This window comes from Paraburkholderia sp. CNPSo 3281, from assembly GCF_024206515.1.
GTDB classification, from domain to species: Bacteria; Pseudomonadota; Gammaproteobacteria; order Burkholderiales; family Burkholderiaceae; genus Paraburkholderia; species Paraburkholderia nodosa.
Map to the genome: position 1 here is coordinate 1 of NZ_JAMBPS010000023.1, position 22,332 is coordinate 22,332.

Genomic DNA, 22,332 nt, shown 5'->3' on the forward strand with positions numbered 1-22,332 from the left:
GGACCGATTCGAGCGTGCGCGCGCCGGCCGCGAGCGCGCGCTTTTCGCGCGGGGTGAGGCGCTTCACCCAGTACTCGGCGCTCGAGGCGCGCGCCCGGTCGGCGAACTCGAATTGCGCGAGTACCTGTACCGGCTTGCGCGAGCGCGTGTAACGCGCGCCCGTGCCGCTCGCGTGCTGGGCGAAGCGGGCGGCGACGTCAATGGCGATGCCCGTGTAGACGCTGCCGTCGGCGCATTCGAGCATGTAGAGGAACCACGGCATAGTTCTGGAAGCGATGATCGTTATGGGCGAGCGTGTCTCAGGGCACGCACCGCGCGAGTTTTACGGCTGAGTCACGCTCGAAAAGGATTGCGCTCATTGAGCTCGTGCATGTAGGCGTGAATGTGGTTCGTCTCGCTTTCGAGAAAGCGCGCGACGGCATCGGAGAACGCGGGATGGGCGAGCCAGTGCGCCGAGCGCGTGGCGGTGGGCAGGAAACCGCGCGCCATCTTGTGTTCGCCTTGCGCGCCGCCTTCGAACACGTCGAGCTTTTCTTCGATGCAGAATTCGAGCGGCTGATAATACGCGGTCTCGAAGTGCAGGCAGGGCACGTGTTCGAGCGCGCCCCAGTAGCGGCCATAGAGCGTGCCGCCTCGACCGTTCTCACCGCGCTGCCAGACCACGAGCGAACTCGCGATCGGCTTGCCTTCGCGCTCGGCGATCACGAGCAGCAGATTCTCCGGCATCGTTTCGCCGATCATGCGGAAGAAGTCGAGATTCAGGTACGGCGAAGAGAAATGCTCGCGGTAGGTTTGCCGGTAGCAGCGGCTGAAAAAGCGCCACTCGGTGTCGCTGATGTCCTCGCCGCGCACGCGCCGCATCGTCACGCCCGCCTCGTGCACCTTGCGCCGTTCGGCGCGGATGTTCTTGCGCTTCTTCTGTTCGAGAGTCGAGAGGAAATCGTCGAAGTCGCGATAGCCGTCGTTGAGCCAGTGAAACTGCACGCCTTCGCGCTGCATCATGCCGAGGCCGGTCAGCGCCTCGGCGTCTTCGGCGGTCGGGAAGAGCACGTGCAGCGACGAGACGTCGGCCTGCTCGGCGAAGGCGAGCAGCGTTGCGGCCAGATGGCGGCGCGCGGTTGCGTCGGCGGCGATCAGACGTGTGCCTTGGACCGGCGTGAACGGCACGGCGCACAGGAGTTTCGGGTAGTACTCGAGGCCGTTGCGCTTGTATGCGTCGGCCCAGGCCCAGTCGAACACGTACTCGCCGTACGAGTGGCCCTTGAGATACACGGGCGCAGCGGCGGCGAGGCGGCCCGTGCGCGTGTCGGTGAGCGTGACGAATTGCGCGGCCCAGCCCTCGTTCGGCGTGGTGCAGCGCGTGGCGTCGAGCGCCGCGAGGAATTCGTGGCGCAAAAAGGGCGTAGGCTGCGCCTGGCGTGCGAGCAGCGCGTTCCATTCGGCGGCGCCGACCTCGGACAGTGAGCCGAGGATGCCCGTGCGATAATCGAAATGTTCCTGTTTCATGCGTGCCCGTTGGCGTGGGATGCGGCTTGGGTGTTTCAGCAGCGCCTGCCGCGGCAAACGGTCATGGTAAAGCAAACGTCCCGAGCGGGTGAGGACCGCCGCGCTTCGTGCAGCGGCGTCAGCCAGGCAGCATCGAGCGGTTTCAATGCGGCATCAAGCAGCCCGAACGTCAGAGCGCGCGCTTTCGTGCGCAGCGCGCCCGCCTCAAGGTTATCGAAATGAAAGAGCGCTTCTTCAATCTCTATACGCACGGCTTTGCGCGCGTGGCCGTGGGCGTGCCGCGCTGCCGTGTGGCCGATCCCGCATTCAACGCCAGCGAGACGCTCGCGCTCGCGCGCGCGGCCGCCGCGCAGGGCGCGGCGCTCGTCGCGTTCCCCGAGCTTGGGCTTTCGGCCTATACCTGCGACGACCTGTTCCATCAGCAAGCATTGCTCGACGCCTGCGAGCGCGCGCTCGCGCAGATCGTGGAAGCGTCGGCGGCGCTGCCGCTCGTGATGATCGTCGGGCTGCCGGTGCGCGCGGGGCATTCGCTCTTCAACTGCGCAGCGGTCGTGGCGGGCGGGCGTGTGGCGGGCGTCGTGCCAAAGAGCTTCCTGCCGAACTACGGCGAATTCTACGAGCCGCGCCAGTTCAGCGCCGCCGATAGTGCGAGCACCGACACCGTGCGCCTCGCCGGCGCGGACGTGCCGTTCGGCGCGTCCCTGCTGTTCGAGGTGCCGCAGGTCGCGGGTCTGCGTTTTCACGTGGAGATCTGCGAGGACGTCTGGGTGCCGATTCCGCCGTCGTCGTTCGCGGCGCTCGCGGGCGCTTCGGTGCTCGTCAATCTTTCGGCTTCGAACGTCGTGGTGGGCAAGGCGGGCTACCGGCAGCAACTGGTGTCCCAACAGTCCGCGCGCTGTCTCGCCGCGTATCTGTACACCTCGGCGGGCAAGGGTGAATCGACCACCGACATGGCCTGGGACGGCCACGCGCTCGTGTGCGAAAACGGCGAGCTGCTCGCCCAATCGGAGCGTTTCTCCGACGACTCGCACCTCATCTTCGCCGATGTCGATCTCGCGCGGCTGCAGCAGGAGCGCATCCGCCAGACCACGTTCGGCGATTCGATCCGCCGCCACGCCGATGAAGTCGCGAAGTTTCGCGTGATTTCGTGCGAGCTGGCGGGCGAGGGCGCATGGCAGCGCGAAACGCTTGCGCTCTCGCGCCGCGTGGAGCGCTTCCCCTACGTGCCGGCCGATCCGAAGCGGCGCGACGAGCGCTGCAACGAGGTCTACAACATCCAGGTGCAGGCGCTCGTGCAGCGGCTTTCGCAGGCGGGCATCAAGAAGGTGGTGATTGGCGTTTCGGGCGGGCTCGACTCCACGCATGCGCTGCTCGTCTGCGCGAAGGCGATGGATCGCCTCGGGCTGCCGCGCGCGAACATCCTCGCGTACACCATGCCGGGGTTTGCCACGAGCGAGCGCACGCTGCGCCAGGCGCGCGAACTGATGGCGCTCGTGGGCTGCATGGCGCGCGAAATCGATATTCGCCAGAGCTGCATGCAGATGCTCGAAGACCTCGGCCATCCGTACTCGGAAGGCAAGGAAAGCTACGACATCACTTTCGAAAACGTGCAGGCCGGCGAGCGCACGAATCACCTGTTCCGCCTCGCCAACTTCAATCACGCGATCGTGATCGGCACGGGCGATCTCTCCGAGCTTGCGCTCGGCTGGTGCACCTACGGGGTGGGCGATCACATGTCGCACTACAACGTGAATGCGAGCGTGCCGAAAACGCTCATCACGCACCTCGTGCGCTGGGTGGCCGAAACGGGCCAGATTGGCCAGAACGGGGAGAGCGGCCGCGACGTGCTCGAAGCGATTCTCGCCACCGACATCAGCCCGGAGCTGATCCCCGGCAAGTCCGATGGCGCGCCCGAGCAGAAAACCGAAAGCACGATCGGCCCCTACGAGCTGCAGGACTTCAACCTCTACTACACGCTGCGCTTTGGCTTCGCGCCTTCGAAGGTCGCGTTCCTCGCGCGCCACGCGTGGGGTGAGCGCGAGGCGGGCGCGTGGCCCGAGAACGCGAAGGTCGCACGCAATCAGTACGATCTCGCGTCGATCAAGCGCAATCTGCGCATTTTCCTCGACCGCTTCTTCCGCCAGAGCCAGTTCAAGCGCACCTGCATTCCGAATGCGCCGAAGGTCGGCTCGGGCGGCTCGCTGTCGCCGCGCGGCGACTGGCGCGCGCCAAGCGATTCGGAGTCGGTGGTCTGGCTCGCCGATCTGGAGCGCGTGCCCGATGAAGCGGGCGTGGCGAGCGCGGCGCCTGCGGGCAAGCCCTCGGCGTGAGCCCCGGCTGCACAGCGTAGAATCCCGATAGGTTCCGAAATTTTCCGACAAATCCGATAACGAGACGAGGTTCGCCATGAAACGCATTACTGCCGTGATCAAACCGTTCAAGCTCGACGAAGTGCGCGAGGCGCTCGCCGAAGTGGGCCTCACGGGCCTGACCGTCACCGAGGTCAAGGGCTTCGGCCGCCAGAAGGGCCACACGGAGCTTTACCGCGGCGCCGAATACGTGGTCGACTTCCTGCCGAAAGTGAAGATCGAGGTGGTGGTCGCGAGCGACCAGGCTGACCAGGTGATCGACGCGATCATCGGCGCGGCGCGCACCGGCAAGATCGGCGACGGCAAGATCTTCGTGACCGACGTGGAGCGCGTGATCCGCATCCGCACGGGCGAGGAAAACGAAGCGGCGGTTTGAGGCTGCGCGCTTTGCTGTGCCGGTCCCCGAGGTACACGAAGCACCTGATGCACCAATAGAAAAGGGGACGGCGCCGCTCGCGCGGCGGCCCGTCCCCAGCATAAAAAACGGTGCGATACCCTTTCGGACATCGCACCGATACGCGCCTCTCGCAGCAGCGTGAAAACGTCGATGTAGCTGTTCGTTCTACACTCGCTTCAAATTAGAACGAGTGCTGGATACCTGCGTACACGCCAACCTGGCTGTGGCCCGGAACCGGGTTGCCCGTGCTTGCAGCCGTACCGAAGTTATTGGCGTTCAGGCCGAAGTTGGCCGTCTTGCTGTTCTGCACCGTGCCTGCCTGGATGTCGAGCAGCGTGCGCTTGGACAGGTTGTACGAGCCGCCGATCGTGTACAGCGTGGCGTTGCCGCCACCGTTGTTCGCGTTCACGTGGTAGACCGCTGCGATCAGCGCCGCAGCCGGCGTCATTTGCCACGTCACACCGCCCCACTCGTGATCGAGCGTGGTCGGCTGGCCGATGATGCCCGGATTCATGCCCGACGAGCGGATGGCTTCGTAGCCGCCCTGAACCTTGAACGCGCCGAGGAACAGGTTGAACATGGCCATGTAATCGCGCGAGTAAGCGAATACGCCGTTGCCGTTACCTTGTGAGGTGGAGAGCGGCGTCTTCGTGCTGCCGTCCAGCGCGTTGTACAGGCCGCCGAGCTGACCATTGTTCGGATTGCGGATTTCATCATACAGGCCGCGGATCTGGAACAACGAGCTCGTGTAGGTCAGTTGCAGGCCAGCTTCGCGACCCGACGGCGTCGTGTTGTTGCCGTTCCAGTTCGTCGCGTTCGAGAACGCGTACTGGCCGTACACGTCAAAGCCGTACCAGTTTGGCGACTGGTACGAAATGTTGTTGCTCGATTGCGGCCAGTTGCGGCCACGGACCATCGAAGCCGACGACCAGTTCGACTGACCGAACGGGTCGAAGTCCCAAATGCCGTTGGAGATGAACAGCATGCGGCCAGCGAGCAGCGTACCGAACTGGTCGTTCGCGACACCGATAGTTGCCCAGCGATTCCAGAGCGAGCCGGCCGAGCCGAGCGAGCCGTTCGCGGTGCTGAAGCTGCCTTCCAGGTGGAACAGAACCTTGTTGCCTCCACCGATGTCTTCAACGCCCTTCATGCCCCAGAGGCTGGTGCCCCAGTAGCCGCTTTCGAGCTGAACCTGGCTGGAGCCGTGGGTGGCTTGACCATTTGCGCCGCTGCCGGCACCAATGCCGTTCATATATGCCACACCCATGTCCAGGCGGCCGTAGAGCGTGACGCTGCTTTGTGCATGCGCGATCACGCCAGCCGACATCAATGCTGCGGCGAGCAAAGCTTTCTTCATCTTCTCCTCCATACCCTGTCAAAGAGTCAACCTTAGTACTGCGAAAGACGTCCGTGCGCTTGGCGGCGCTGCGAACAGAAATCGTCGCGTAAGGGAGAATTACCCCGAGGACCGGCGTACGGGCTGGTGCCGCTGCATGACCCGGGCTGGGTCGTCTTGCAGGTCCCCTGGTTGACTGGCATCTCCCGTTCTTTTTGAAGTGAAACTACTTTTAATGAACTTTGTTTTGCTACTTTGGTTACTAATTTAGCAAAAAAGGTCCGCGCTGGCGAACTAATTCGTGCTCGCACCCCGGGATGTCGTCAAATTGCAATATGGTCTTCCTGGATGGTGGTCAGAGAGGGACTACAAACAGATCGAAAACCTTGCGGGACAAGGGACTCACGTCAATCGAACGGCTGAGTTCAGGATTGCCACTATTGACGGGAGATTTCACAAGGAGTAATGCGAAAAACGCCGTTTTTAGTCATAAACAGCCGGCTTTTCGAGGGTGAAAGACCCAAAAAGAAAAGGCGCTGTAAGCGCCTTGTAAAACTACTTTTACTACATCGCCGAAAGGCGGCGACCCTGCGAGTCGTCTTACTTGAGGCTGCCCGAAAGGAACTGGCGCAGGCGCTCGCTCTTCGGATTGGCGAAGACCTCGGCCGGCTGGCCTTCCTCTTCCACGAGCCCCTTGTGCAGGAACATGACGTGGTTGGAAACGTTGCGCGCGAAACCCATTTCGTGTGTGACCACGATCATCGTGCGGCCTTCCTCGGCGAGCTTCTGCATGACCTTGAGCACTTCGCCCACGAGCTCGGGGTCGAGCGCCGAAGTGGGCTCGTCGAACAGCATGACGTCGGGGTGCATGGCGAGCGCGCGGGCAATCGCCACACGCTGCTGCTGACCGCCCGAGAGGTGCGAGGGGTATTGCTTCTCCACGCGCGGCGCGAGACCGACCTTCTCCAGATAGGTGCGCGCGCGATCTTCGGCTTCCTTGCGCGACAAGCCCAGCACGTGCACGGGCGCCTCGATCACGTTCTCGAGCACCGACATGTGCGACCAGAGGTTGAAGTGCTGGAACACCATGGCGAGCTTGGTGCGCACGCGCTGGAGCTGCTTCGCGTCGGCGGGGTGAAGTGCGCCCGTGCGCTTGTCCGCGCGCGTGGCGACTTCCTCGCCATCCACCACGATGCGCCCGGCGTTGGGCTGCTCGAGGAAGTTGATGCAACGCAGCATCGTGCTCTTGCCCGATCCGGACGAGCCGATCACGCTGATCACGTCGCCGGCATTGGCTTTCAGGGACACGCCCTTGAGGACTTCGTTGTCGCCGTACTGCTTGTGGATGGAGTCGACAAACAGCTTCTGCTTCTGGGAGTTCATCAATTGACCTTTAAACACGCCCTCGCGGGCTCACTTGCCTTGCGGTCGCAGGTATGCGAGCCAGCGGCGCTCCGCGCGGCGGAACAGCCACACGAGCGTGAAAGAAATGATCAGGTACAACAGCGCGGCGATGCCAAACGCGCCGAACGACTGATACGTCGCCGAGTTCACGTCGCGCGCGATCTTCAGGATGTCCGGCACGGTGGCCGTGAAGGCCACGGTCGTTGCGTGCAGCATCAGAATGACTTCGTTGCTGTAGTAGGGCAGGGCGCGGCGCAGCGCCGAAGGCAGGATCACGCGCCGGTACAGCGTGAATTGCGACATGCCATAAGCGCGTGCGGCCTCGATCTCGCCATAGGGCGTGGCCTTGATCGCGCCCGCGAAGATTTCGGTGGTGTACGCGCAGGTGTTGAGCGTGAACGCCAGCAGCGTGCAGTTCATGCCGCTTCTGAAGAACGCGCTCGTCAGTTCGTGGTTGCGCACGATCTCGAGGCTGTATAGGCCCGTGTAGCACAGCAGGAGTTGCACGTAGAGCGGCGTGCCGCGGAAGATGTACGTGTAGAGCCACACGAGCCCGGCGAGCCACTTCTTCTTCGACACGCGGGCCACGGCGAGAGGCACCGAGAGGCAGAAGCCGAGCCCGATCGAGATGACGAGCAGCCACAGCGTGATGGCCACGCCGCTGAAATGGTAGCCGTCGGAAAAGAGATAGTTGCGCCAGTATTGCTGGATCAGTTGGACAAAGTCTTGCATGGTCTTGGCCTCGCGCGATTCAGAGATCCGCCTTGCGCACACCGGTGGAGTAGCGCTTGTCGAGATACATCAGCACGAAGTTGGAGACCGTGGTGATGACGAGATAGATCGCGCCGGCGAGCAGCGTGAAGAAGAAGAAGCGCAGCGTGCCCTTGCCGGCGTCCTGGCTTGCCTTCACGACGTCGGCGAGGCCGATGATCGAGACGAGCGCCGTGGACTTCACGAGCACCTGCCAGTTGTTGCCGATGCCGGGCAGCGCGAAGCGCATCATCTGCGGGAACATGATGCGCGTGAACACCTGCCAGCCCGTCATGCCGTAGGCGTGGCCCGCTTCGAGCTGGCCCCGCGGCACGGCGAGGAACGCGCCGCGGAACGTCTCGGTGAAGTACGCGCCGTAGATGAAGCCGAGCACGACCACGCCCGCCAGGAACGGATCGATGTCGATCTGATCCCAGCCGAGCATGTCGGTGAGGTTGTTCAGCCAGATCTGGATGCTGTAGAAGAGCAGCAGCATGAGCACGAGATCGGGCACGCCGCGAATGAGCGTGGTGTAGAGCGTGCCGGCGCCGTGCGCGACGCGGTTTTTGGAGAGCTTGGCCGCCGCGCCGATCAGCCCGAGCACGAACGAGAGCGCGAGCGACAGCACGGCGAGCTTGACGGTCTGCCAGGTGCCGGCGAGGATCAGCGGGCCGTAGCCTTGAAGAAACATGGGCAAGTCCTTGACGGTGCGCTTCTCACACCGCGAAAGGCGCGGCGCTTTTCTGCCGCGGTTCAAATCCGTTCATGGCCGCGCGGTTTCTAGCCTGGTCGCGCGCGGCCGATGCGATTGCGCTCGTGAGCGCGCCTGTGACTGTATACGAAGCCCGGTGGCGGTCTATCGGGGAGCCCCCGGGGCTTTTGATGTGTCGTGGCGCGAGGCGCGAGCGGTGGTGTCTCGTTGTTTATTTACCTGCGTATGCTTTCCCGTTCACTTGCCTTTGTAGATATCGAAGTCGAAGTACTGCTTCGCGATCTTCTCGAACGTGCCGTCGGCGTGAATCGCGACCAGCGCCGTGTTGAACTTCGCCTTGAGTTCGGCATCGTCCTTGCGCAGACCGATCGCGGTGCCGTCGCCGATCGTCGCCGGGTCTTCCACTTCCGGGCCCGCCCACGCGAAGCCCTTGCCGCGCGGCGTTTTCAGGAAGCCGAAATCCGCCTGGACCTCGTCTTGCAGCGTGGCGTCGAGGCGCCCGGCGATCAGATCCTGGTAGACCTGATCCTGATTCTGGTACGAGATCACGTTCACGCCCTGCGGCGCCCAGTGCGCCTTTGCGTACGCTTCCTGGGTCGAGCCCTGCTCGACGCCCACGTTCTTGCCCTTGAGCGAAGCCGGCGTGGGCAGAAGCGGCGAGCCCGTGCGCGCGAGCATGCGTGCGGGCGCATCGAACATCTTCGCGGAGTAGTCGATTCTCTGGGCGCGCTGCGGCGTGATGGTCAGCGACGACACGATCGCGTCGAACTTGCGGGCCTTGAGCGCGGGGATAATGCCGTCGAGGTCGTTTTCGACCCAGACGCACTTCACGTTCATGCGCGCGCACAGGGCTTTCGTGAGGTCGACATCAAAGCCGACGATCTGTCCGTTCGGCGCTTTGGATTCGAACGGCGCATAGCTGGCGTCCACGCCGATGCGCACGGTTTTCCACTCTTTGGCGGCGGCGCTGCCCGCGATCAGGGCGAGCGCCACGCACACTGCAAACTTCTTCATCATTCTCCTGTCGAGCCGGAGCGAGTGCTTTTTTAGCACTGACTCCGTCCCATGCACGACTGATACGGGTGGCGCGGCGCGGTAAGGGGCGCGCGACCGACGCAAGGCGGACCGGCTCGTGGCCGTTGGCCGCCATTCTAGGCGATCAAAAATGCGGGTCGGAAAGCGCGACGCGCTCCGGCCCCGGTGGCAGCGCGCGCTGGCGGGGCGGGGTCGCCGCCACGGGGTGTTCATCCCGAGCCATCAGGCTCGCGCTGGCCGAAAAGCGCGGTATTTTACCCGAAGCCGGAGGCCGTGCGGGTCTGACGCAGGGCGACGCTGGCAGCGCAGCCCATTGATGTTGCTGGCGAAACGATGCGGTGCGCCCCTGCCGATTGTGCAAGCGGGCCGCCGCCCTTACCTTGTGATATCGACATGATTGACCGGAGATTGCCATGCTGACTATCCGACGCGCCGACGAACGCGGCCACGCCAACCACGGCTGGCTCGACTCGTACCACAGCTTTTCGTTTGCTGACTATTTCGACGAAGCGCACATGCACTACGGTGCGCTGCGGGTGCTCAACGACGACCGTATCGCGGGCGGCCAGGGCTTCGGCGCGCACGGCCACCGCGACATGGAGATCGTGACCTATGTGCTTTCCGGCGCGCTCGCGCACCGCGACAGCATGGGCAACGGCTCGACCATCCGCCCCGGCGACGTGCAGCGCATGAGCGCAGGCACCGGCGTGATGCACAGCGAGTTCAACGGCTCGAAGGAAGAGGAAGCGCACCTGCTGCAGATCTGGCTGCTGCCGCGCGAGCGGGGCGGGGCGCCCGGCTACGAGGAAAAGCGTTTCGATGACGCCGACAAGCGCGGGCGGCTGCGCCTCGTCGCCTCGCCCGACGGGCGCGACGGCTCGGTGACCGTGCAGTCGGATGCCTCGATCTACGCGGCCCTCGTCGACGGCGAGGAGCGCGTCGAGTATGCGGTGCCCGCCGGGCGGCGCGTCTATCTGCATGTCGCGCGCGGCGCGCTGGACGTGAACGGTCAGCGCCTCGAAGCCGGCGATGCCGCGATGATCGAGGCCGAGGCGGGCGTCGCGCTCGCGAGGGGCGCAGCGGCCGAAGTGCTGCTGTTCGATCTCGCCTGAGCCTTTGGCCGAAGGCGGCCGGCGGTTGTCCGCGCCATGAAAAAAGCGCCGCGGGGTGCGAATCCCGCGGCGCTTTGTCACGTGTGTTGCGCGATTACTGCTGCGCGGCCGGTGCCGAAGCGCCGCCCTTGTGGTGCTGCTCCCAGCGCTCACGCATCTGTTCGTGGCGCTGCTCCATCTTCGCGAAGCGCTCCTTGATCGCCGTGCTCACGGTCGTCTTCTGCTGGTCGTTCAGGCCGTTGTAGAAGGCGAGCCACGCTTGCGTGGTTTGCTCGCGCAGCTGCTGGTTCTGCTGCTCGACCTGCTCGTGCGCCGTGTGCATGGCGTTCAGGTCGAGGATCGGCTGGTTCTTCATCGAATCGAACTGCTGCTTCATCTGTTCATGATTCTTGCGCATGGCCTGACCGTTCTGCTTCATCGTGTCGAGCGCGGCCTGCCACTGCTTTTCCTGCGCGGCGTTCAGGTTCAGCTTGTCGTGCAGATTCTTGAAGCCAAGCATGAAGTCGCCGTGCATGCCGGGGCCGCCATGCATGTCCGGAGCGCCGTGCATCATGCCGGGACCGCCCGGGGGCGGCGGGGTCTGGGCGTTGGCGGCGGTGGCGCCCACGGTGAGCGCGAGCGAGGCAGCGGCGATGGCGAGAAGGCGCGAAGTCGTCTTGTACATGGTGATGCTCCTGACAAATCCATGAGGGTTTTATCCGGTCTGGCGCGGCGCCCTGGAAAGTGGTGGCGCTCGCAACCGGTGTCCCTAGCGTATCGACCCGGCAGGCAGCGCGTGTTACGCGGCGGCCCGCCGAGATTACGCGACATTACACGCGCCTTTCGTGGTAACACCTCGTAACCCAGATGGAAGAGCTGTAAGCAAACGGCCCGTGCGCGCGCGTTACACTTCATCCCATGGCTACTCAAATCCTTGTCGTCGACGACGACCTCGAACTACGCGACCTCCTGCGCGACTATCTCGCGCGCCAGGGCATGGAAGTCTCGGTGCTGCACGACGCCGGCTCGCTGGAGCGGCGGCTCGAGCGCGAGCGCCCGGACCTGATCGTGCTCGACCTGATGATGCCGGGCGTGGACGGCCTGACCGCGCTGCGCAAGCTGCGCGCAGCCGGCGACGACATCCCCGTCATCATGCTCACGGCGCGCGCGGACGACGTGGACCGCATCGTCGGCCTCGAACTCGGCGCGGACGACTATCTCGGCAAGCCGTTCAACCCGCGCGAGCTGCTCGCGCGCGTGCAGGCCGTGCTGCGCCGGCGCCGCACGGTGCCTTCGGCGGCGGCGCCCGAGCAACGCGAGCCGTACGCGTTCGGCCGCTTCACGCTCGACTTCCAGTCGCGCACGCTGCAGCAGGAAGGCAAGCCCATCATGCTGTCGGGCAGCGAGTTCGCGCTCCTGAAGATTTTCGTGAACCACCCCATGCGCACGCTGACGCGCGAGCGCCTGCTGGAACTGCTGCACGGTCCCGAGTACGACGGCACCGACCGCGGCATCGACGTGCAGGTGTGGCGTCTGCGGCGCATTCTCGAAAGCGACCCGTCCACGCCGCGCTTTATTCAGACCGTACGCGGGCGCGGCTACGTGTTCGTTCCCGACGGCGAGCAGGGCAACCATGCGCCGGCCGGTTGATTCGCTGTTCGGGCGCCTCGCGGTCATCTTCATCGGCGTTCTGCTGGTGTCGCACGTCGCCTGGTTCACGCTCATGCGCGTCGAACACAATCAGATGCAAACGCGCTACGCCGTCGAGGAAGCGACCTTCCTCGTCGACGCGGTGCGCCAGCACGTCGAGCGCGAGCCCGACCAGCCGCTGCCGTCGCGCGTGCAACTCGTCGATCCGGCGAGTCCCGCCGTGCCGCCGGTCACCGAACGCATGCCCGAACCGCTGCGCCGTTTCATCGACGACGTGCGCGAGCGCATGCCGCCCGGCACCGACGTGCGCGTCGGGCCGCCCGGCGGGCCACCCACGCTTTGGGTGCGCGGGCCGCAGGACGCCCGCTGGATCGTCCTGCCGGGCCAGCCGCTGCGCATCATGCGGCCGCTCGACAAGTTTCTGCCCTGGGTCATCACTATTTTCGGCACCGCCGTGATCGCTGCGCTCGTGGCCGCGTGGATGCTGCAACAGCCGCTGAGCGCGCTCGCGCAGGCCGTCGGGCGCTTCGGCCGCGGCGAGCCCGTGCCGCCCGTGCCCGAACGCGGGCCGCGCGAGCTGCGTCAGCTCACGCTGGGTTTCAACCAGATGGTCAAGGAAGTCGAGCGCACCGAGAAAGACCGTGCTGTCATGCTGGCGGGCGTCGCGCACGATCTCAAGACGCCGCTTGCCCGGCTGCGGCTGCGCGCCGAAATGATGGACGAGCAAAAGGTGCGCGACGGCGTGGTGCGCGACGTCGAGTCGATGGCCCACATCGTCGACCAGTTTCTTGTGTTCGCGCACGACGGCGCCGATCGCAGCGAGCCCGTCGAGGTCGACGACCAGTGCGAGCGCATCGCGCGCAACCACCGCACGGCGAGCGGCGAGGCGATTGCGATCGAAACGCATCTGCGCGCGGGTCCGGAGTTTCGTCTGCCCGCGGCCACGCTCGAGCGCGTGGTCTCGAACCTGCTCGACAACGCGCATGCGTACGGCGCACCGCCGGTCGTGATCGAGAGCGAGCGCGGCCCGACGGGTTTCTCGCTCACTGTGCGCGACCACGGCAAGGGCATCCCCGATCAGGATCTGACGCAGGCGAGCCGGCCGTTCGTGCGCCTCGACCCTGCGCGCGGCGGCAACGGCCACAGCGGCCTCGGCCTCGCGATCGTCGAGCGGCTCGTGCGCCGCGCGGGCGGCGAGCTCTCGATCGGCAACGGCGAGAGCGGAGGGCTCGCGGTGCGCATGACGTTTGCGTTCGACGTGGTGGAGCGCACCATAACCGAAGCGGCGCAGATCTGGTAAGTCGCGTTGGAATTGCCTTGGCGGGAGCCCGCACCGAACGGGTGGGGCATGGCCGGATGCGCTTGACCTGGTACTGACGAGGTTGGACCGGACGTTCGGCCCGAAGGCGGCGCCAGAGCGACGCCAGGATCAGTCAGGTCAGGTTGGGCGCAGCCGCTCAGGCCGTGAAGAGCGTGTCGAGCGCGGCGGCGGCCTCGTTGTCCACCGTGTTGTAGGTCACGGTGTCGGCCTCGAAGATGTAGTGCGTGGTGTACTTGCCGAGGCGGGCAAGAATCTCTTCCTGAATCAGCTCGGGCGTGGCGTCGAGTTTCAGGTACCACGCGGTCGATGACAGGCGCGTCTGGAACGCGCCGTACTCGACCATCAACTGGTCGAACGCGAGCGCATCCTGATCGCGGCAGACAATGACCAGATTTCCCTTCATGCATGCCTCCAGATTTGTGCGGAACACCGAAGTGGCGCCGTTTGAGTCATGCGCACCGTATGGACTGGCGCGCACCGTTCATCCCATGATACCGCGCCTCGCCGGTTGAGCCTGGCGAGCCCCGCAGCCTCGTACGGGCATCCCTCGTGTGATCGACTGCGCAAGCTCGTTGCGCACTCACCAGGTCGGCGCCGCGGCGCGCGGCGGCACGACGCCCTCAGCCGTCATGGCCTCGCAACGGTCGCGCCCTGCCGCCTTCGCCATGTAGAGCGCGAGGTCGGCGCGGCTCATCAGACGCTCGGGCTGATCCTGCGCGGCCGCAAGTTCCGTCACGCCGATGCTCACGCTCACGCTCGCTTCCTCGGGCAGTTCCGCGCAAATGCGTTTGCCCACCTGCTCGCGCAGGCGGTCGAGCACGGCGAGGCCCGTGGCGAGCGAGGTTGCGGGCAGCAGGATGCCGAACTCCTCGCCGCCCAGACGGCCGACGGCGTCGTCGGCGCGCAGTTCGGCGCGACAGGTCTCCACGAAATGCTGTAGCGCGCGGTCGCCCGCCGGGTGGCCGAAGCGGTCGTTGATCTGCTTGAAGTAGTCGAGGTCGGCAATCGCCATGCACAGCGGTTTGCCTGCGGCGTAGGCCGCGTCGATCTCGCGGCGCAGCAGGTCGAGGAAGTAGCGCCGCGAGAGCGCGCCGGTCAGCGCGTCGTGGCGCGCCTCGGCGGCGAGCAGGGCGTTCGCGGCCTGCAGCTGCCCGGCGAGATCGCGGCTCGCATGGTGCAGACGCCGCTCGCGCACCCACGAGACCGAGATCACCGCCGCGAGCGCCGCCGTGCCCGCGAGCGTGAGGAAAATGAGAAGCCGGTCGCGCTGATGGTTCGCGATCAGCTCGGACCACGCATTGACCGGATCCACGAGATGCGCCGAGAGCCCGGAGTTCAGGCCGCCGCGCTGTTCGTAGAGGGCTGGCGCGCGTTGGCCCGGCAACGCGATCATTTGCGCGGCGTCGGCGCGCGGGATCCACGGCGCTTCGCTCAACGCGGTTTGCGATGCCGGGCCCAGCTCGAGCGGCGCGAAGCGCTCGCGCAGATAGGTGTTCACGCGGTCCACCGCGTTCATTTCGGCGACGTGCGAGCCCGGCAAGGCGCGTCCTTCGAGCGCGCTGTCGTGGGCCATGATGATGACGCCATTGTTGTCCGCGACGAAGGTGCCCGGGTGGGTCACCCAGTGGCGCAGCCGCGCGATGCTGACCTTCGCGACCACGGCGCCGACCAGCAGGCCGTCGTCATAGGCGGGCGCCGCGACGAAAATGCCGGGCTCGCCGCTTGCCGTGCCCACGCCGTAGGCTTCGGAGAACGCCCCGAGCAGCGTGTCGTTCAGATACGCGCGCGGACGCATGTCCACGCCGACGTAGGTGATTTTTTCGAGCGCATTGCTCGAGGCGATGCAGATGCCGTTGGCGTTGACGAGCCAGATCGCATCGAGCCCGGAGAAGCCCTGGGCGTCGTGGAGAAAGCGGTCGACCCCGGCGAGCGCCGGCACGCCTTGCAGCTCCTTGCGCCGCGCCAGTTCCGTCGAATCGCTCGACGCGGCATAATGCGCGGCCTCGGTAAGCGCCTGCTGGACGACGCGGGTCTCTGCCATCGTCGCCGGAATGGCGCGCGACATGGCGAGGTCGCTGGCGATCACTTCGGCCATGTTGTCCACGACCGAGCGCATCATCTGGCGCTGTGCGGCGAGCGCGGCCTCGAACTCCTGGCGGACCATGCGGTCCGCGAGCCAGTCGGCCGCCGCCCAGCAGACGAGCGCGACCACCACGACCCCGAGGGGTCCGGCTGCCTGACGCAAGAGTCTCCTGTTCATCGGCCTTCTGGTTCGTGAGTGGTAGTGAGGCGTGGGTATCGGCGCCCGTGGGCGTCGGTGCGCCACCGACGGAGCGTGTCGATTTTACCCCTCGAACGGGGCTGGCGAGCCCGCTCTCGAAGCGTCAGCGCGGCGTTGCAAGGCGGCGCGAGCGGGCGGCGGCGCGAGCGTGGATCGCTAACATGCAAGCCGCATGCCGTCAGCACGGCGATACACGGCGATGAGCGGGGTGGAGGGGGCGTAAGTGTGGACAGAGTGGTTTCGTGCGCGGGGTTCACGCGTGAGCCAGCGTGTGGCGCGCAAGCGACGCCCACTGGCGTTGGCGGCCTGAATGAGGCAGGAGCGGAGTCAGACGCGGCGTCGTTGTGTCATCAAGGCGTCATCGATGCGTCATCACGATGACGTGCACAAGCCGTTCGCGGCGCGTTCTGGAAGCTCTCCAGAAGGCCGGCGAAAGCGCCGCGAAAGCCCGCGTGGTCTGGTTTTCGCGGCCTACCGGACGCGGTTGTGAGTGTCATGAAGGTTGTAGTAGTGTCGTGCCGTTTCAGTCGAGGCAAGTCCAGTCGCCCGCCGCCAGTTGCGACTGCGCGTGCGGTGCGTACCACCGCGGCATCGTCGCCGTGTCATCAACGCCAACGAAATTCTGTGTCCATGCGCCTTGCCTTTGTCGATCCGCCATCCCCGCAGCATCTGCAACGCCTGTCCGGCGGCACGCACGCTATGTCGTCCGCCTTTCTGAAACCCGGCGCGGAGGGCGTCTGAATGGAGTTCAGCTTCAACCTGAACCGCACGGCCAACGCCTCGGCGTGGCGCGTGCTGCCGAACCGCTGGGACTTCGTGGCGTTCCCGCTGATGATCGGCCTGATCGCGATGGCGGCCGTGGGCTTTCACGAAACGATGGCGCCCATCGCCACGCTCAAGACCCAGGTCATCTCGCTCGATCCCGCGAACCTGCCCGAGTACGCCATGCGCACCACGCTGCGCATGCTCGCGGCGATGGTCGCTTCGCTGATCTTCACGCTCGTGTACGGCACGCTCGCGGCGAAGAGCCGGCGCGCGGGCCAGCTGCTCGTGCCGATTCTCGACATCCTGCAGTCGGTGCCGGTGCTCGGCTATATCTCGTTCACGGTCACGTTCTTTCTCGCGCTGTTTCCTTCGCGCGTGCTGGGGGCCGAGCTCGCGGCGATCTTCGCGATATTCACGAGCCAGGCCTGGAACATGACCTTCAGCTTCTACCAGTCGCTGCGCACGGTGCCGCGCGATCTGGATGAAGTCTCGCGCGGGTTCCACCTGACCGCATGGCAGCGCTTCTGGAAGCTCGAGGTGCCGTTCTCGATGCCAGGCCTCATCTGGAACATGATGATGTCGATGTCGGGCGGCTGGTTCTTCGTGGTGGCCTCCGAAGCGATCACGGTGGGCAACAACACGATTACGCTGCCCGGCGTTGGCGCGTATCTGGCCCAGGCGATCGCGGAAAAGAACCTGCACGCCGTGGGCTGGGTGATTCTCGCGATGATCGTGGTGATTCTCGCGTACGACCAGTTCCTGTTCCGCCCGCTCGTAGCGTGGGCCGACAAGTTCCGCATGGAAACCACGAGCTCGGGGGAAGCACCTGAGTCGTGGCTGCTCGACCTGATTCGCCGCACCCATCTCATTCATCAACTGCTCGTGCCGCTCGGCTGGCTCTTCGCCAAGGCAGCGCGCATGCCGATCCAGCTGCCGTCGTTTCCGAACGTGACGTTCGCGGCGCCCGTGGCGCGCGGCCGCGCCGGCTTGCGTGCACGCATCGGCGACGCCGTGTGGGCCGTGCTCGTGATCGCATTGACCGTGTTCGTGGTGTGGCGCGTGGTGGCCTTCGTGCGCACTGGCGTGACGCTCGACGAAGTGTGGCACGTGCTCGGTCTCGGCTTCATCACGCTCCTTCGCGTGCTGCTGCTGATCGCCATCGCTTCGGTGATCTGGGTGCCGCTCGGCGTGCTCATCGGCCTGCGCCCGGCGCTCGCCGAGAAGGTGCAGCCGCTCGCGCAGTTCCTCGCGGCGTTCCCGGCGAACCTGCTGTTCCCGGTGTTCGTGATCGTGATCGTGCGCTTTCACCTGAACCCTGACATCTGGCTGTCGCCGCTGATCGTCCTCGGCACCCAGTGGTATATCCTGTTCAACGTGATTGCAGGGGCCACCGCCTATCCGAACGACTACAAGGAAGCGGCGAAGAACTTCCGTATTCGTGGCTGGCAGTGGTGGCGTCAGGCTATGCTGCCGGGCATTTTCCCGTATTACGTGACCGGCGCCATCACGGCCTCGGGCGGCGCGTGGAACGCGAGTATCGTCGCGGAGTTCGTGCAGTGGGGCGACACGAAAGTCGTCGCGCACGGCCTGGGCGCCTACATCGCGCAGACGACGGCGGCCGGCGACTACCCGAAGATCATTCTCGGCATAGCCGTGATGTCGCTCTTCGTCACGCTGTTCAACCGCCTCCTGTGGCGCCCGCTGTACACGTATGCCGAGTCCCGTCTGCGGCTCGACTGATCGACGACTGATCGAACAACGAATGATCGAAGGTAACGCGATGCAAAATCCCAAGACGCTGAGCGCCGCGCACGGCGATGTGCAGACGGCCCCGAACCCGCCGCGCCTCGGCGAAGAAATTCTGAACGTGAAGGACGTGTGCCGGGGCTTCAACAAGTCCCAGGGCGAGCTGCTCGTGCTCGACGACGCCAACCTCCAGCTGCGCGAAGGCGAGATCGTCGGGCTGCTGGGCCGTTCGGGCTCGGGCAAGTCCACGCTGCTGCGCATCATCGCGGGCCTGATCTCGCCCACGTCGGGCGACGTCACCTGGCGCGGCAAGCCCCTCGAAGGGCCGGCCGAAGGCGTGGCGATGGTGTTCCAGACCTTCGCGCTGTTCCCGTGGCTCACCGTGCTGCAGAACGTGGAAGCTGGGCTTGAAGCCCAGGGTGTGGGCGCACGCGAGCGGCGCGAACGGGCGCTGGCGGCCATCGACCTGATCGGTCTGGACGGCTTCGAAAACGCGTATCCGCGTGAGCTTTCCGGCGGCATGCGCCAGCGCGTGGGTTTCGCGCGTGCGCTCGTGGTCGATCCCAATCTCATGCTGATGGACGAGCCGTTCTCGGCGCTCGACGTGCTGACCGCCGAAACGCTGCGTACCGATCTGCTCGACCTGTGGACGCAAGGCCGCTTGCCGATCAAGTCGATTCTGATCGTCACGCACAACATCGAGGAAGCGGTGTTCATGTGCGACCGCATTCTCGTGCTCTCGTCGAATCCGGGTCGCGTGGTGGCCGAGATCAAGGTGCCGTTCAAGCATCCGCGCAACCGTCTCGACCCGGTGTTCCGCAAGCTCGTGGACGACATCTACGCGAAGATGACCGCGCGCCAGACCGACGAGACCACCAAGAAGGGCCTCGAACTCGGCAGCTGGCTGCCGCGCGTGTCGACCAACCTGATGGCCGGTCTGATCGAAACGCTCGCGATGGCGCCATATCACGGCCGCGCCGACATGCCGGAGATCGCGCGCTCGCTGCATCTGGAAGTGGACGACCTGTTCCCGATCGCCGAAGTGCTGCAGAACCTCGGTTTCGCCGACGTGCGCGAAGGCGACGTGCTCCTCACGCCGCCCGCGCGCGTGTTCGCGGAGTTTGGCACGCAGGAGCGCAAGATGATGTTCGCCGAACATCTGCTGCGCCACGTGCCGCTCGCGGCGCGGATCAAGAAGGTGCTCAACGAGCGGCCGGGCCATCGCGCGCCGCGCGTGCGTTTCGAGCAGGAACTGGAGGACTTTCTCTCCGACGGCGCGGCGGAAGAAACACTCGACACCGTGATCGACTGGGGTCGTTATGGCGAGATCTTCTCGTATAACGACCAGTCGGAAATCTTCAGTCTCGAAGACGTGGAGTCCTGAGCGACACGCTGTTCGCAAGCATAAAAAACGGTCGCGGGGTGAGCTAATCCCGCGACCGTTTTTCGTTCAGGGACGACATTACTGGAGCGTACCCCAGCGCTCCACCGCAGGCTCGGCCGTGGCCCACTTCCAGCCCGACTGGTCCTGACAGGCGCTCGCGGTGAACCACTGCTCGGGCGCGTCGGCTTTCTCGCCGTCCTGCACCGAGAACACGAAGTCCTTGCAGAGCGTGAGGGCGTTGGCGAACGCGCGCGTCACGCGCACCTGGCCGTGGCCGTTCTCCACGGGCAACTCGTGCTTGATGCGCCAGATGTCCATGCCGCCCACGGGCAGGCGCCCGGCCGTCCTGGCGATCAGCGCCTGCTGGTCCGCGTGCATGCTCTTCATGAAGCGGCCGACGGCTTCGTCGGTGGCCGCCTGCACGGCAATGCCCACGCCGATGCCCACGGCAGGATTCGCCGTGACGATGCCGGTGGCCGCCGCCGCAGCGGCGCCGCTCGCCGCGCCGATCGACGAGCAGCCGCTCGCCGCGAGCGCGATGCCCGCGCAGAGCGCGGCCAGTGCGATGAGCTTCACGGGGCGAGCCGTCGACGCATCCTTTGCAACGCGCCGTGCGCGCTTCGCGCGCGCGTTCATGCCATTCATTGCAGCGCACCCCAACGCGCCGTGGCGGGTTCGGCCGAGGCCCACTTCCAGTTGTCGCCGTCACGGCACACCGAAGCGACGAAGAAGGCGCTCGAGGCGGCCTTGTCCTTCGTGGCCTCGTGATCGACGGAGAACACGATCTCCTTGCAGTCGAGCGCACCGCTGCTGATCGTGCGGCTCACCGTGACGCGGCCGTGCTCGTCGTCCTCGATCGGGAACGAGTGCGTGATCGACCATGGCGCGACCGCGCCGACTTCGAGCGGGCCCGCCGCGCGGGCGATGCTGTTCTGGGTGTTGGTGTGCACGACGCGCTCGGAGTACTGCACGCCGGCCTTCGCCGCGGCCACGGCGCCGAGGCCAATGCCGGTCGCCACGGCGGCGTTGCTCGTGACTTTCGAGGCGACCGCCGCGCCGGCGATACCGGCGCCCGTTTGTGCGCCTTCGGAGTAGAGCGAGCTGCAGGCCGAGCACGCGAGGCTCGCCACCGTGGCGAGCAGCGTGAGCGACATGACGCGTCGCCAGCGAGGATGAGCGCAAGGGAGCGGGGGCCCGCCGGCAATCGTTTCCATGACCGCCGCTGACACCGATGGCGCAACGCGCGCCCGTGCACTTCGTTCTTGCATGATGATTCCCTGCCGCTAGCCGGATGGCGCCGCATTGCGCGGATATCCAGCATGTTTTGCTTACTTAACGTGCTGCGGATTGTGCAGCACGGAATTGCTTACGGGGATAGGTAAAGTGCAAGGAATTGCAAAAGGGCGTGCACGGCAGGCCGATCTTTGATCGGCTTGCCGTGCCGCTTGCGCCTCGCCGCGCAACGAGCGTGCCGCAATCAGGCGGGGGCAGGGAATCAGGCTTCGTTCGAGTCCGGGTCGGTGGGCGCTTCGCTTTCGCCATCGTCGGCGCCGTAGCTCCCGAGCCGGTTGTAGAGCGTCTTGAGGCTCACGCCGAGCGTGCGCGCCGCGAGACGCTTGTCGCCACCGCAATACTTGAGCGTGCCGAGAATGATCTGCTTCTGCGCATCGGCGAGCGGTGTGCCGATCCAGACGCTCATGGCGTCGCCCTGGGTGACGGGCTTCTTCACGCGCGGCACCAGCTGCGGATGCGCGATCTCCACGACCTTTTCCGCGAGGATGAACGCGCGGTACACGGCGTTTTTCAGTTCGCGCACGTTGCCGGGCCACGACCAGTTACGCACGGTTTCGAGCGCGCGCTTGCTGAACGCCTTTTGCGAGCCTTCCTGGTTGTTCAGTTCGGTCAGGAAATGCTGCGCGAGCAGTTCGCGGTCGCGCTCACGTTCGCGCAGCGGCGGTGCGCGCAGCGGAAACACGGCGAGCCGGTACATCAGGTCCTCGCGCAGGCAGTTTTCCTTCACGGCCGTTACGGGGTCGCGGTTGGTGGCGGCGATGATGCGCACGTCGCCGCGAATCGCCTCGTTGCCGCCTACCGGAAAGTACTCGCCGGTTTCGAGCGCGCGTAGCAGCTTCACCTGATGCAGCAGCGACATCTCGGTGATTTCGTCGAGGAACAGCGTGCCGCCGCGCGCGTGCTCGAAGTGGCCGTCGCGCGCCTGCACGGCGCCCGTGAAGCTGCCTTTTTCGTGACCGAACAACTCGGCCTCGATCAGCTCGTCGGGAATTGCGCCGCAGTTGACCGCGATGAACGGACCGTCGCGGCGCTCGCTGTGCGCGTGGATCGTGCGGGCGATCAGCTCCTTGCCCGTGCCCGATTCGCCGACGATGAGCGCCGTAGCCTCGGTCACGGCCACGCGCTCGATCTGTGCATAAAGATCCAGCATGACGGCCGACGAGCCGTACAGCAGACCGTACGACTGTAGTCCCGCGACGCGCGCATCCGCGTCCGCTGCGGTATTTCCGTTGTTTTCGCTGTTGCGTTTGGTGGCGGCGGGCGAGCCCGGCTCGATTGACGCCATAGGGATG

20 protein-coding genes are annotated in these 22,332 nt (G+C 65.5%); 7 read left to right on the forward strand and 13 right to left on the reverse strand.

Annotated elements, in window-relative coordinates; all coding sequences use genetic code 11:
• Together M3I56_RS21755 and M3I56_RS21760 are read right to left on the reverse strand one after the other, a co-directional pair.
• Window positions 1-262, reverse strand: a 262-nt coding sequence (locus tag M3I56_RS21755; RefSeq protein WP_254355769.1) for a GIY-YIG nuclease family protein, incomplete at its 3' end; no start/stop codon positions are given.
• Window positions 263-333: 71 nt separating this feature from the next.
• The gene (locus M3I56_RS21760; protein ID WP_254355770.1) at window positions 334-1,506 is read right to left on the reverse strand and encodes a GNAT family N-acetyltransferase; all 1,173 of its coding nucleotides are present in this window, start codon (window positions 1,504-1,506) and stop codon (window positions 334-336) included.
• Window positions 1,507-1,724: 218 nt separating this feature from the next.
• Between M3I56_RS21760 and M3I56_RS21765 the strand changes: the two genes are divergently transcribed.
• Window positions 1,725-3,836: an NAD(+) synthase gene (locus M3I56_RS21765; RefSeq protein ID WP_254355838.1), complete on the forward strand. Its 2,112-nt coding sequence runs from the start codon at window positions 1,725-1,727 to the stop codon at window positions 3,834-3,836.
• Between the two features lie 76 nt (window positions 3,837-3,912).
• Window positions 3,913-4,251, forward strand: coding sequence for a P-II family nitrogen regulator (locus M3I56_RS21770; protein WP_028207721.1), 339 nt, complete (start codon window positions 3,913-3,915; stop codon window positions 4,249-4,251).
• Between the two features lie 202 nt (window positions 4,252-4,453).
• Here the strand turns inward: M3I56_RS21770 and M3I56_RS21775 are convergent, their stop codons facing one another.
• The 5 genes from M3I56_RS21775 to M3I56_RS21795 all read right to left on the reverse strand — a co-directional run bounded on the left by M3I56_RS21775 (window position 4,454) and on the right by M3I56_RS21795 (window position 9,488).
• Entirely contained in the window at window positions 4,454-5,629 is a 1,176-nt protein-coding gene (locus M3I56_RS21775) for a porin (RefSeq protein WP_254355771.1), read from the reverse strand.
• Window positions 5,630-6,208: 579 nt separating this feature from the next.
• Window positions 6,209-6,991: an ABC transporter ATP-binding protein gene (locus tag M3I56_RS21780; protein ID WP_254355772.1), complete on the reverse strand. Its 783-nt coding sequence runs from the start codon at window positions 6,989-6,991 to the stop codon at window positions 6,209-6,211.
• A 30-nt stretch (window positions 6,992-7,021) separates the two neighbouring features.
• Window positions 7,022-7,744, reverse strand: a complete 723-nt coding sequence (locus M3I56_RS21785; RefSeq protein WP_028210520.1) for an ABC transporter permease — start codon at window positions 7,742-7,744, stop codon at window positions 7,022-7,024.
• A gap of 19 nt (window positions 7,745-7,763) precedes the next feature.
• A complete protein-coding gene (locus M3I56_RS21790; RefSeq protein ID WP_028207717.1) occupies window positions 7,764-8,453 on the reverse strand; it encodes an ABC transporter permease in 690 nt (229 codons plus the stop codon).
• A 258-nt stretch (window positions 8,454-8,711) separates the two neighbouring features.
• Window positions 8,712-9,488, reverse strand: a complete 777-nt coding sequence (locus M3I56_RS21795; protein WP_254355839.1) for an ABC transporter substrate-binding protein — start codon at window positions 9,486-9,488, stop codon at window positions 8,712-8,714.
• 434 nt (window positions 9,489-9,922) lie between these two features.
• Here M3I56_RS21795 and M3I56_RS21800 point away from each other — a divergent pair, with 434 nt between their 5' ends.
• The gene (locus M3I56_RS21800; protein ID WP_042271642.1) at window positions 9,923-10,621 is read left to right on the forward strand and encodes a pirin family protein; all 699 of its coding nucleotides are present in this window, start codon (window positions 9,923-9,925) and stop codon (window positions 10,619-10,621) included.
• Window positions 10,622-10,715: 94 nt separating this feature from the next.
• Here the strand turns inward: M3I56_RS21800 and M3I56_RS21805 are convergent, their stop codons facing one another.
• A complete protein-coding gene (locus M3I56_RS21805) occupies window positions 10,716-11,285 on the reverse strand; it encodes a periplasmic heavy metal sensor (RefSeq protein ID WP_254355773.1) in 570 nt (189 codons plus the stop codon).
• 233 nt (window positions 11,286-11,518) lie between these two features.
• Here M3I56_RS21805 and M3I56_RS21810 point away from each other — a divergent pair, with 233 nt between their 5' ends.
• Window positions 11,519-12,250: a response regulator gene (locus M3I56_RS21810; RefSeq protein WP_028207713.1), complete on the forward strand. Its 732-nt coding sequence runs from the start codon at window positions 11,519-11,521 to the stop codon at window positions 12,248-12,250.
• Window positions 12,234-13,550, forward strand: coding sequence for an ATP-binding protein (locus M3I56_RS21815; protein WP_254355774.1), 1,317 nt, complete (start codon window positions 12,234-12,236; stop codon window positions 13,548-13,550). Before M3I56_RS21810 ends, M3I56_RS21815 begins: the two co-directional genes overlap by 17 nt.
• Window positions 13,551-13,707: 157 nt before the next feature.
• Here the strand turns inward: M3I56_RS21815 and M3I56_RS21820 are convergent, their stop codons facing one another.
• A complete protein-coding gene (locus M3I56_RS21820; RefSeq protein WP_028207711.1) occupies window positions 13,708-13,974 on the reverse strand; it encodes a hypothetical protein in 267 nt (88 codons plus the stop codon).
• Between the two features lie 177 nt (window positions 13,975-14,151).
• Complete coding sequence (locus M3I56_RS21825; RefSeq protein WP_254355775.1) at window positions 14,152-15,831, reverse strand: diguanylate cyclase; 1,680 nt, start codon at window positions 15,829-15,831, stop codon at window positions 14,152-14,154.
• Between the two features lie 762 nt (window positions 15,832-16,593).
• On the opposite strand from M3I56_RS21825, the gene M3I56_RS21830 reads away from it, so the two are divergent.
• Both M3I56_RS21830 and M3I56_RS21835 read left to right on the forward strand, forming a co-directional pair.
• Complete coding sequence (locus tag M3I56_RS21830; RefSeq protein WP_254355776.1) at window positions 16,594-18,357, forward strand: ABC transporter permease subunit; 1,764 nt, start codon at window positions 16,594-16,596, stop codon at window positions 18,355-18,357.
• A gap of 40 nt (window positions 18,358-18,397) precedes the next feature.
• Entirely contained in the window at window positions 18,398-19,747 is a 1,350-nt protein-coding gene (locus M3I56_RS21835) for an AAA-associated domain-containing protein (protein WP_028205789.1), read from the forward strand.
• A gap of 78 nt (window positions 19,748-19,825) precedes the next feature.
• Here the strand turns inward: M3I56_RS21835 and M3I56_RS21840 are convergent, their stop codons facing one another.
• From M3I56_RS21840 to M3I56_RS21850, 3 genes are all read right to left on the reverse strand, one after another.
• Window positions 19,826-20,383, reverse strand: a complete 558-nt coding sequence (locus tag M3I56_RS21840) for a hypothetical protein (RefSeq protein WP_254355840.1) — start codon at window positions 20,381-20,383, stop codon at window positions 19,826-19,828.
• Window positions 20,384-20,388: 5 nt separating this feature from the next.
• Entirely contained in the window at window positions 20,389-20,901 is a 513-nt protein-coding gene (locus tag M3I56_RS21845; protein ID WP_254355777.1) for a hypothetical protein, read from the reverse strand.
• A gap of 341 nt (window positions 20,902-21,242) precedes the next feature.
• Entirely contained in the window at window positions 21,243-22,325 is a 1,083-nt protein-coding gene (locus tag M3I56_RS21850; RefSeq protein WP_254355778.1) for a sigma-54-dependent Fis family transcriptional regulator, read from the reverse strand.
• Window positions 22,326-22,332 lie beyond the last annotated feature (7 nt).

Bases quoted from the DNA above. Each gene is read 5' to 3' on its own strand.
- M3I56_RS21760 (WP_254355770.1), bottom strand. From the start codon at position 1,506: ATGAAACAGGAACATTTCGATTATCGCACGGGCATCCTCGGCTCACTG.
- M3I56_RS21765 (WP_254355838.1), top strand. From the start codon at position 1,725: ATGAAAGAGCGCTTCTTCAATCTCTATACGCACGGCTTTGCGCGCGTG.
- M3I56_RS21770 (WP_028207721.1), top strand. From the start codon at position 3,913: ATGAAACGCATTACTGCCGTGATCAAACCGTTCAAGCTCGACGAAGTG.
- M3I56_RS21775 (WP_254355771.1), bottom strand. From the start codon at position 5,629: ATGAAGAAAGCTTTGCTCGCCGCAGCATTGATGTCGGCTGGCGTGATC.
- M3I56_RS21780 (WP_254355772.1), bottom strand. From the start codon at position 6,991: ATGAACTCCCAGAAGCAGAAGCTGTTTGTCGACTCCATCCACAAGCAG.
- M3I56_RS21785 (WP_028210520.1), bottom strand. From the start codon at position 7,744: ATGCAAGACTTTGTCCAACTGATCCAGCAATACTGGCGCAACTATCTC.
- M3I56_RS21790 (WP_028207717.1), bottom strand. From the start codon at position 8,453: ATGTTTCTTCAAGGCTACGGCCCGCTGATCCTCGCCGGCACCTGGCAG.
- M3I56_RS21795 (WP_254355839.1), bottom strand. From the start codon at position 9,488: ATGAAGAAGTTTGCAGTGTGCGTGGCGCTCGCCCTGATCGCGGGCAGC.
- M3I56_RS21800 (WP_042271642.1), top strand. From the start codon at position 9,923: ATGCTGACTATCCGACGCGCCGACGAACGCGGCCACGCCAACCACGGC.
- M3I56_RS21805 (WP_254355773.1), bottom strand. From the start codon at position 11,285: ATGTACAAGACGACTTCGCGCCTTCTCGCCATCGCCGCTGCCTCGCTC.
- M3I56_RS21810 (WP_028207713.1), top strand. From the start codon at position 11,519: ATGGCTACTCAAATCCTTGTCGTCGACGACGACCTCGAACTACGCGAC.
- M3I56_RS21815 (WP_254355774.1), top strand. From the start codon at position 12,234: ATGCGCCGGCCGGTTGATTCGCTGTTCGGGCGCCTCGCGGTCATCTTC.
- M3I56_RS21820 (WP_028207711.1), bottom strand. From the start codon at position 13,974: ATGAAGGGAAATCTGGTCATTGTCTGCCGCGATCAGGATGCGCTCGCG.
- M3I56_RS21825 (WP_254355775.1), bottom strand. From the start codon at position 15,831: ATGAACAGGAGACTCTTGCGTCAGGCAGCCGGACCCCTCGGGGTCGTG.
- M3I56_RS21830 (WP_254355776.1), top strand. From the start codon at position 16,594: ATGGAGTTCAGCTTCAACCTGAACCGCACGGCCAACGCCTCGGCGTGG.
- M3I56_RS21835 (WP_028205789.1), top strand. From the start codon at position 18,398: ATGCAAAATCCCAAGACGCTGAGCGCCGCGCACGGCGATGTGCAGACG.
- M3I56_RS21840 (WP_254355840.1), bottom strand. From the start codon at position 20,383: ATGAACGCGCGCGCGAAGCGCGCACGGCGCGTTGCAAAGGATGCGTCG.
- M3I56_RS21845 (WP_254355777.1), bottom strand. From the start codon at position 20,901: ATGTCGCTCACGCTGCTCGCCACGGTGGCGAGCCTCGCGTGCTCGGCC.
- M3I56_RS21850 (WP_254355778.1), bottom strand. From the start codon at position 22,325: ATGGCGTCAATCGAGCCGGGCTCGCCCGCCGCCACCAAACGCAACAGC.